The 8788-nt window shown below is 72.5% G+C and carries 7 protein-coding genes; 3 read left to right on the forward strand and 4 right to left on the reverse strand.

Annotation, left to right across the window (positions count from 1 at the left end; translation table 11 throughout):
- The coding region (locus ACLD7X_RS15275) for a Coenzyme F420 hydrogenase/dehydrogenase, beta subunit C-terminal domain (RefSeq protein ID WP_411424524.1) at nt 1-715 on the forward strand (715 nt) is incomplete at its 5' end.
- A complete protein-coding gene (gene malQ, locus ACLD7X_RS15280) occupies nt 712-2250 on the forward strand; it encodes a 4-alpha-glucanotransferase (RefSeq protein WP_411424525.1) in 1539 nt (512 codons plus the stop codon). The genes ACLD7X_RS15275 and malQ, both read left to right, overlap by 4 nt.
- Nucleotides 2251-2318: 68 nt before the next feature.
- On the opposite strand, the gene ACLD7X_RS15285 is transcribed toward malQ, so the two are convergent.
- Both ACLD7X_RS15285 and ACLD7X_RS15290 read right to left on the reverse strand, forming a co-directional pair.
- Complete coding sequence (locus ACLD7X_RS15285) at nt 2319-3116, reverse strand: helix-turn-helix domain-containing protein (RefSeq protein WP_412006718.1); 798 nt, start codon at nt 3114-3116, stop codon at nt 2319-2321.
- 101 nt (nt 3117-3217) lie between these two features.
- On the reverse strand, nt 3218-3949 hold the full coding sequence (locus ACLD7X_RS15290; RefSeq protein ID WP_411424527.1) for a pseudouridine synthase: 732 nt from the start codon (nt 3947-3949) through the stop codon (nt 3218-3220).
- Nucleotides 3950-4023: 74 nt separating this feature from the next.
- On the opposite strand from ACLD7X_RS15290, the gene ACLD7X_RS15295 reads away from it, so the two are divergent.
- Complete coding sequence (locus ACLD7X_RS15295) at nt 4024-5028, forward strand: RpoD/SigA family RNA polymerase sigma factor (RefSeq protein ID WP_412006717.1); 1005 nt, start codon at nt 4024-4026, stop codon at nt 5026-5028.
- On the opposite strand, the gene ACLD7X_RS15300 is transcribed toward ACLD7X_RS15295, so the two are convergent.
- Both ACLD7X_RS15300 and ACLD7X_RS15305 read right to left on the reverse strand, forming a co-directional pair.
- Nucleotides 5013-5951, reverse strand: a complete 939-nt coding sequence (locus ACLD7X_RS15300) for a M48 family metalloprotease (protein WP_411424528.1) — start codon at nt 5949-5951, stop codon at nt 5013-5015. The two genes, ACLD7X_RS15295 and ACLD7X_RS15300, sit on opposite strands and share 16 nt — an antisense overlap.
- Nucleotides 5948-8788: hypothetical protein (locus tag ACLD7X_RS15305; protein ID WP_411424529.1), on the reverse strand; the 2841-nt coding region annotated here is incomplete at its 5' end. The genes ACLD7X_RS15305 and ACLD7X_RS15300, both read right to left, overlap by 4 nt.

Below are 8788 nucleotides of genomic sequence, written 5' to 3' on the forward strand. Positions count from 1 at the left end.
CCGCCGCCTGCTGGCGATCGGGGTCGGCTGCCAGATCCAGGCCCTGCGGGCTGTCCAGCACACCCTCCCGCTCGACGAGCTCTACGTGCTCGGCCTGCCCTGTGTGGACAACGTGTCCCGCCAGGGTCTGCAGACGTTTCTGGAGAGCACGGTCAGTTCCCCGGAGACCGTGGTGCACTACGAGTTCATGCAGGACTTCCGCATCCACTTCCGCCACAGCGACGGCCGCACCGAGACGGTGCCGTTCTTCGGCCTGGACACCCCCAGGCTCAAGGATGTCTTCGCCCCCAGCTGCCTCAGCTGCTTCGACTACACCAATGCCGGTGCCGATCTCGTCGTCGGTTACATGGGGGCGACCTTCGGCCGCCAGTGGATCACCGTCCGCAACCCCCGGGGCCAGGTGCTGCTGGATCTGGTGGCGCCCGAGCTGGAGGTGGCCCCGGTCACCAGCCGCGGCGACCGGCGGGCAGCGGTGCAGCAGGGCATCGAGGCCTACGACCGGGCGGTCAGGCTCCCCCGCTGGCTGGCTGAACTGGTCGGCTTCTTCGTGCAGCGCATCGGTCCCCAGGGGCTGGAGTATGGGCGCTTCTCGATCGACTCCCACTTCACCCGCAATGCCCTCTGGGTGAGGCGTCACCACCCCGGCAAGGCCGACGCCCACATCCCCGCCTTCGCCAAGAGGATCATCAGCCGCTACCGGCTGCCGGCAGCGTGAGCAGCCCCTCGGGTTCGAACCGTCGCCGCTGCGGTGTCCTGCTGCACCCCACCGCCCTGCCGGGCCCCGGACCCTGCGGCACCCTGGGCGAGGCCGCCCATGCCTGGTTGGAGCTGCTGGCTCGCCATGGTGTCGGGGTCTGGCAGTTGCTGCCCCTCGCCCCGACCGACAGCACCGGCTCCCCCTACAGCTCCCCCAGCGGCTCGGCGCTCAATCCCTGGCTGCTCGACGTGGACCGGCTGGTCGCGGAGGGGGCTCTGACCGAGGCGGACCGGCAGGCTCTGCCCGACCATGGATCGAGCGAGCGGGTGGATCTGGCGCTGATGCCCGGCCGCACGGCCGCGCTGGCCGCCGCCCTGGCCCGGCGCTGGCCCCAGCAGCCCCCCGCGCAGCAGGCCGCCTTCCGCTCCTGGACCCTGCAGCAGAGCCACTGGCTGGCGGACCACTGCCGCTTCATGGTGCTGCGGGAGATGCACGGCAACCGGCCCTGGTGGCTCTGGCCGGCGCCGCTGGCCCGGCGGGATCGGGCCCCTCTGCGCCGCCTTGACCGGGAGCAGGCGGGCCCCCTGCTGGAGCAGGCCCTGTTGCAGTGGCATCTGCAGTGCCAGTGGGAAGCGCTGCGTCACCGCGCCCAGCAGCTCGACGTCGATCTGGTGGGCGATCTGCCCTTCTACGTGGCCCACGACAGCGCCGATGTCTGGTGCCACCCCGGCCTGTTCTCCCTCGGCGGGGATGGGGGGCTGGAGCAGCAGAGCGGGGTGCCACCCGACTACTTCTCGGCCACCGGTCAGCTCTGGGGCACCCCGGTGTACCGCTGGTGGCGCCACTGGCTCAGCGGCTTCGGCTGGTGGCTGGCCCGGCTCGGCCGTCAGTTCGCGCTGTTCGACCGGCTGCGGCTCGACCACTTCCGCGCCCTGGAGTCCTTCTGGAGTGTGCCGGGCGCGGACACCACGGCCACGAACGGCCGCTGGCGCCGCTCCCCCGGAGGTGTGCTGCTGGGGCTGCTCTGGCTGCGCTGCGCCCAGAAGGGTCGCCTGCAGAAGGATGGGCGGCTGCCCCTGATCGCGGAGGACCTGGGGGTCATCACCCCGCCGGTCGAGGCGCTGCGGGATCGTTTCTCCCTCCCCGGCATGAAGATCCTCCAGTTCGCCTTCAATGGCGACGAGGACAATCCCTACCTCCCGGCCAACATCCACGGACGACGCTGGGTCGTCTACACCGGCACCCATGACAACGCCACCACCACCGGCTGGTGGCAGGCCATGGATGGTGACGAACGCTGGCGGGTGGAGCAGGCACTGGGGGAGCCGATCACCGCCCCGGCCTGGCAGCTTCTCGAGGCCGCCATGGCCACGGAGGCCGACCTGGCCATCGCGCCGGTGCAGGACCTGCTGGAACTCGACGACCGCTCCCGCTTCAACACACCGGGCACCGGCTCGGGAAACTGGACCTGGCGGCTGCAGAGCCCGATCGCAAGCCTGGAGGGGCCCCTCAAGGGCCTCGGTGAGATGGCACGCCGCCACCGGCGGGCCTGAGCCCCCGCTGCGATGGGCCCCCGGGGTGGGCCCGGTTCGGCCCGGTCCACCCCCTACCGGTCGACCACCTACCGGTCCGGCCGGCGGTAGGTGGTGGGCTGCCCGGGGCTGGCCGTCACGGCGAGCCCATTCCAGCGGACCGCGTCCGCTTCGGCCGGAGCCGGGGTGAGGCGCAGGGTCCAGGGCCCACTGATCTCGAGGGCCAGTTCCCCACTGGCTCCCTTCAGTTCGGTCGTGACGCCGCGGCCGGTCTCCAGGCGCAGCTGGGCCGGTGAGGCCAGCCGCACCATCAGCTCGCCGCGGGCCTCCTCCCGCTGCTGCCGGGGGGTACCCGTTCCGAGCAGCTTGAGGCCCCGTCCGGCGGCCGCCCGGTCGAGGGGGCGGAGGTCGGGATAGATCGCCAGCAGCACCTGTTCGGCCCCGGGTTGCCGGGCCTGTTCCTCGGGGGGCAACGGTGGGATCGGCCGCAGCACCACCAGCCCTTCTGCCGCCAGCTGCTGTTGCTGCAGGTTGAGGCCATACACCAGCCCCAGGGTCAGCACCCCGTAGACCAGGGTGCCCTGCCAGGTGGTGAAGACGTCGATCGAGCCGGGGGTGAAGCGGCGCAGCAGACCCTCCCGCCGCCGGTTGTCGGCGGGGGCCGGGCTGGCGGGCAGCACCACCTCCAGGCTGCCGGGCTCCAGATCCAGATGCCGCTCGATCAGCGGCAGCATCGTGCGCAGGTAGGTCGCCTCGGGGAGACGGTCGCGCCAGCCCCGTTCCAGGGCCTCGAGCACGGGTGTGCTGATCCGGGTCTCCAGGGCGAGCTCCCGCAGGGTCAGCTGGCGCTCCTCGCGGCGTTGGCGCAGCCGCTGGCCGGCAGACACCAGCGGGTCTGCCGAGACCGCGTCAGCCGCGGGCGAGGTGCGACCACGGCCCCAGCGCCAGAACCGGCCGAAGCGCGCGCGCGGGGGGGCAGAGGGGCGGCTCAGGAGGGATGCTCGGCCAGGGCCTGCCATTCTTGGCGATCGAGGGCCCGCCAGTGCCCCTCGGGCAGGTTTCCCAGGCGCAGGGGGCCGATTGCCACCCGCTGCAGATCCCGCACGGGGTGCCCGAGGCCCTCGGCCGTGCGCCGGATCTGGCGGTTGCGGCCCTCCCCCATCACCACCTCCAGGCAGGTGGCCCCGCCGCTGCGGCGCAGCACCCGCACCGCCACCGGCTGGCTGGGCCTGCCGTCGAGCGGAACCCCTGCCGCCCAGCGCTTGAGGGTGTCGGCGGAGGGGACCCCCGTCACCCACACGCGGTAGCGCTTGCGGTGGCCATAGCGGGGGTGGCTGAGCCGCAGGGTCAGATCCCCCTGGTTGGTGAGCAGCAGGGCGCCGCGGCTGTCGGCGTCGAGGCGCCCGATCGGGTGGAGGCCCCGGCCCTCGCGCAGGTCGGCGGGGAGCAGATCCAGCACGGTGGGTCGGCCATGGGGGTCGGAGCAGGTCGACAGCAGGCCGACGGGTTTGTTGACCAGCAGCAGCAGCGGCTCGGCCGGCCCGGCCAGGGGACGTCCGTCGAGCGTGATGGCATCCCCCTGCTCCGGATCGGCCCTGTCGCCGAGCTGGGCGACGGCGCCGTTGACCCGCACCCGCCCGCTGCGCAGCAGGTCCTCGGCCCGCCGCCGCGAACAGATCCCCGCGGCGGCGATCAGTTTCTGGAGGCGCTCCCTGGCCATCACCCCATCGTGGGGGAGGACGGGAAAGTGGTGATAGGGTTACGAAACGAATCAGTTTCGTAACTCCCTTCCCCATGCCTTCCCTGCCGGTGGCCACTGCCGATGGCTCCGTCTTCCCTGGTGGTGCCGATCTGGTGCGCAGCTACCTGCGCGACATCGGCCGGGTGCCGCTGCTGACGCACGAGCAGGAGATCACGCTGGGCCGCCAGGTGCAGGAGCTGATGGCGATCGAGGAGACGGAGCAGGAGCTGACGATGCGTGCGGGCGGGACGCGTCCGAGTGCGGCGGAGCTGGCGAAGGCGTTGGGTCTGAGCGGCCCTGTGCTGCGCAAGCGCCTGCAGGCGGGCCGCCGGGCGAAGGAGCGGATGGTGGCGGCGAATCTGCGCCTGGTGGTGAGCGTGGCGAAGAAGTACACCAAGCGGAACATGGAGCTGCTGGACCTGATCCAGGAGGGGACCATTGGCCTGGTGCGGGGTGTGGAGAAGTTCGACCCGACGCGGGGTTACAAGTTCAGTACGTATGCGTACTGGTGGATCCGCCAGGGGATCACGCGGGCGATTGCGGAGAAGAGCCGCACGATCCGGCTGCCGATCCACATCACCGAGACGCTGAACAAGCTGAAGAAGGGTCAGCGGGAACTGAGCCAGGAGCTGGGCCGGACACCGACGGTGACGGAGCTGGCGGGGTATGTGGAGCTGCCGGAGGAGGAGGTGAAGGACCTGCTGTGCCGTGCGCGTCAGCCGGTGAGTCTGGAGACGAAGGTGGGGGATGGGGAGGATACGGAGCTGCTGGATCTGCTGGCGGGGGATGGGGAGCTGCCGGAGGAGCGTGTGGACGGGGAGTGCCTGAAGGGGGACCTGCGGGCGCTGCTGGAGCAGCTGCCGGAACTGCAGGGTCGGGTGCTGAAGATGCGCTACGGCATCGATCCGGATTCCGCCGAGACCTCTGAGCCGATGAGCCTCAGCGCCATTGCCAAGAACCTGGGCATGAGCCGCGACAAGACCCGCAATCTGGAGCGCAAGGCGCTCGAGGGCATCCGCTCCCGCTCCGGAATGCTCGAGGGCTATCTGGTGGCCTGAGTGGTTCCACCGTTCCGCACCCATTCCTCGGGCCGCTCCCACGCGGTCAGGCTGCGGCGCTTCTCGAGGTTCCGTCGGCCCCGGTAGCGGCGCTCTCCCCGATGGCGGCGCCACCAGGCCTCCGCCCGCTGGCTGTACTCGGCCTCGCGCAGGGCCCCGGGCGGGTGGCTGGCGAGACCATCGAGGATCAGGTCGGCCCGGCGCCGGCCGGACCCGTAGGCCCGGTTGAAGGCGGCGAAGGCCTGGCCCTGGGCCGCCGGGTCGTAGCGACTGGCCAGCAGCACGGTGTAGGCATGGTCATCGGCCTCGTGTTCGGCCGCCTTGCTGTAGGGCTGCTGCAGCACCACCCGCACCGCCGCATCCGCCAGCTGGCCCAGGCTGCGGGGGCCCAGCCGGCGGCTCAGCAGTTCGAAGCGCACGTGGGCGAAGCAGTGGCCGAGCTCCACATGGCCGATCTCGTGGGCCAGCACGGCCACCAGGGCGGCCTCGGAGTCGAGCAGGCTGAACAGCTCCCGGCACACCAGGATCACCCCGCCGGGCAGGGCCCGGGCGTTGGCGGCGCCACAGTCGCCGATCGCGTAGGCCCGGTAGGTGAACGGCCGACGGGTGCCGGGTCGCAGACCCTCGATGAGCTGATCGAGATAGGGCTGGTCCGGATCCCCTGGGCGCAGCTGGCTCTCGTAGCGCCGGTGCAGGGTCTGACCCAGGGCCTCTTCGTCGAGATCGCCCACCGGCAGCACCCGGTTGGCCAGCCGATCCACCAGGTGCCCGGGTGTGCCCAGCAGCTGGAAGGGGGTGGCCAGGGATGTCTCCAGGGGCGGGGTGGGCCTGCCCTGCCAGAGCAGCGCGATCAGGCCGGTGCCACCCAGCAGCAGCAGGGCCAGCAGGCCCAGCCGGAGTCTGCCGCCGGGTGCCTCCTTCATTCGAACCGGCTCCGGAAGCGGCTGGCGATCGCATTGATCGCCAGCATCAGCCCCCCGACGCCCACGAACACCAGGCCCCGCAGCCCCAGATCCGCCTGGGCCATGTCGATCGCCACCAGCCGGACGAGGCAGGCCCCCAGGCCGATCAGGGCGATCGTGCGGAACGGGGGCTCCCGCAGCACCGCACCGAGCACGTAGATCCCGAAGGCTTCCGCCGCCCACAGCAGGGTGAGCAGGGAGCGGTCGTAGCGGCTGGCGAGGTAGTACGCGACGGCGGCGAACAGGGGCAGGTAGAGCCAGCGGAAGGGATGGGGCGCCACCCGGCGCCCGATCCAGGTCAGCAGCGCCAGCCCGCCGGGATGGCGGAGCTGGTCGGGATCGAGCCAGCGGTGGGCCGCCACGATGAAGCCCACCTGCAGGCCGATCGCCAGCAGCCCCAGCGTCTGAGGCTGGGCCGCCCAGTGCGGACTCGGGGAGGGCAGCGTGCCCAGCATCGCCACCAGGGTGGCCAGGCCCAACCAGAACAGGATCACCGCGTAGACCTGCAGGCGACTGGCGAACAGCCGGCGCAGGGGGGGGCTGATCAGCACCAGGGCCAGGAACGACCAGGCCACCGGTCGCCAGAGCAGCCCCACCTCGCTGAGCACCAGGGCCGCCGTGGCCAGCAGGGAGCCCTCCAGAAGAGAGGGCTGGAGCCGCTCCCAGAGCTTCAGCTCCGCCAGGACCGGACGTGGCCGGAAGAACCACCCGTAGAGCAGCACCAGCACCGCCAGCAGCTCGATCAGCAGCCGCCCCCGCAGCGACAGCGGCCCGAGCTCCACGATCGCCGGACTCTGGCTGATCACCAGCAGATAGGCGCCGACGTAGGCCAGCAGGTTGAGCCCTGCCAGCCCGAGGGCGTGGGCGGCATCCCGGCCGGGCAGGCGATCCGCGGCCTCCAGCCAGAGCAGGGCCAGCAGCAGCCAGGCCACGCCCGGGATCAGCGGCGAGACGGGCTGGAACAGCAGGTGGGCGGCGAGGCCGAGCGTCAGGCCCAGCAGATCCAGCCCCAGCCAGCGGCCGGGCGGTGTGGAGCCGGCGAGGTCCCGGCCGCGGCCGCTGAGGTGCAGGCCCACGGCCAGGGCCGCAAGCGGGGTCAGCCGCAGCAGCAGGGCTCCCGGCGCCCAGGGCTGCCCGTTCAGCAGCTCCGGCCAGCTGAGCAGATGCACCAGCCCCGCCGCCGTCGTGCTTCCCGCCAGCAGGCCGGCGGGGCGCCAGCGTCTGGCCAGGAGCAGCAGGAGGCCCAGGGCCACGGCGGCTCCCCAGAGCGCTGCGGGTGCCGCCAGGCCTGCCAGGGTGCCGGTGAGCACCAGAGCCGGAGCCAGCCAGCCAGCCGTGGCCGGCCACGGCACCGGCAGGCCACGGCGCAGCAGCAGCCGCGGCAGGCCGGTGAACAGAGCGGCCTCCACCAGCAGCACCACGGCGTTGGGCTGGAGCGCCGGGAAGGAGGTGCCGACCAGGCGCAGCCCGATGGTGGCGAGGGTCAGCACGGCAGCGGTGCCCTGCAGCAGGCCCCAGCCCAGTCGCCGGCAGGCCGTGGCCTGCCGGTTGGCCAGCAGCAGCAGGGCCAGCAGGGTGAGGGGCAGCAGTCGCGGCAGCAGGGTGGGCCAGGACCAGGGTCCCGCCACCAGCACCCACAGCCAGAACTGGGCATGCAGGGCCACCACGGCGCCATTCAGCCCCCCCCGCAGGCCGGGGGTCTGCCAGCGACGGGCCAGCAGCAGCAACCCGCCGATCACCCCCAGCAGCAGGGCCGGCCGCCAGGCCGGCGCACTGGTCAGGCCGATCGCCACCCACAGCGGCGGCCCGGCCAGCCAGCCCAGCAGGGGCGGCAGCGGCAGCGGCACCTCCCGCCGGTGCAGCAGTTCCTGGCTCCCGGCCAGCAGCAGGGCCGCGATCAGCAGCACCGAGGTGGTCTGCGCTGGGGAGGCGGCAAAGCCCGGCAGCTGCAGGTCCAGGCGGCCCGCCAGAGCCTGGAGCAGCGTCAGGGTGGTGAGCGCGGCGGCGCTCAGACCGCTCAAGGCCCAGCCGAGGCGACGAATCCAGGGGGCCTGCTCCACCACCCCCAGCCACAGGAAGGCGAGGCTTTCCGCCTGCAGCACCAGCAACAGGAGCGGCAGGTCGGCGATCAGGGGCTGCAGGCTGAACACGGCCGCCACCGCGAAGCCCTGGGCCCCGAGGCTGTCGGCGAGCTCCAGCCACGCCCAGCCGTTGCGGCGGGAGCGCCGCGCCAGCAGCAGGGCCGTGAGGGCGCCGAGGCCGAGCACCGTGGCCCGCAGCACCGCCTGCCGGGGGTAGAGCAGCAGGGCCAGCCCCAGGGCGCCCCCCTGGCTGATCAACACCGCCAGGGGAAGGGGCTGCAGGCGGGGGGAGAGCCAGCGGGGCTGGTGCTGGAGCAGGATCCCGCCTCCGAACACCAGCACGGCGCTGAGCGCACCGAGGAGCCGCAGGCTGGCGTCGTCGTCGTCCAGGAAGGGTTGGCTTCGCACCACCCAGGCGAGGTGGTACAGGGCATAGGCCCAGGTCACCACCAGTTGATGGGCGTTCCAGCGCCGGCCCCCCGGCAGGCGGCTGCCCAGCAGGCACACCAGGGTGGCGATGACCAGGGTGAGGCCCGACTGGGGGACGATCGCCAGCGGCACCAGGTTGACCACCACGTGCAGCGCGGCGATGGTCTGGGTGCGGGCCAGGGTCGCCAGCGCCAGGTTGACCAGCACCGCCAGGCCGATCAGGACGAGGGAGAGGTCCTGGCGCTCCGTCCATTGCAGACCCAGCTGGGGCAGGGTGCCGGCGGCGGT

Source organism: Aphanothece microscopica RSMan92, from assembly GCF_046613545.2.
Lineage (GTDB): Bacteria > Cyanobacteriota > Cyanobacteriia > PCC-6307 > Cyanobiaceae > NIES-981.

Bases quoted from the DNA above. Each gene is read 5' to 3' on its own strand.
- ACLD7X_RS15290 (WP_411424527.1), bottom strand. From the start codon at position 3,949: ATGGCCAGGGAGCGCCTCCAGAAACTGATCGCCGCCGCGGGGATCTGT.
- ACLD7X_RS15295 (WP_412006717.1), top strand. From the start codon at position 4,024: ATGCCTTCCCTGCCGGTGGCCACTGCCGATGGCTCCGTCTTCCCTGGT.
- ACLD7X_RS15300 (WP_411424528.1), bottom strand. From the start codon at position 5,951: ATGAAGGAGGCACCCGGCGGCAGACTCCGGCTGGGCCTGCTGGCCCTG.